We start from the raw sequence: 316 nt of genomic DNA on the forward strand, positions 1-316 counted from the left end.
CCCCCCCCCCCCCCCCCCCCCCCCCCCCCCCCCCCCCCCCCCCCCCCCCCCCCCCCCCCCCCCCCCCCCCCCCCCCCCCCCCCCCCCCCCCCCCCCCCCCCCCCCCCCCCCCCCCTTTTTTCAAGCATAAGACGGCATACGAGATCGCGCCTAGAGTCTCGTGGGCTCGGAGATGTGTATAAGAGACAGCGATCGCCCCGCGTGCAGACCAGATTCTCGAAATCGACGGTGAGCTTGTAGAGTTCCGGCCGCAGGCGAACCTGCGCGATGTGAAATCGACCGTGTTTCCAGATCAGGTCTGGATTGGTGATGCCCG

1 protein-coding gene is annotated in these 316 nt (G+C 71.5%); it reads left to right on the forward strand.

The features are described 5' to 3' along the window. On the forward strand, nucleotides 1-182 hold a 182-nt coding region (locus tag JHD80_RS27615), incomplete at its 5' end, for a hypothetical protein (protein WP_199093806.1). Nucleotides 183-316 lie beyond the last annotated feature (134 nt).

Origin of the sequence: Allobosea sp. ASV33, assembly GCF_016428755.1 — a bacterium.
In the GTDB taxonomy this organism is placed as follows: Bacteria; Pseudomonadota; Alphaproteobacteria; order Rhizobiales; family Beijerinckiaceae; genus Allobosea.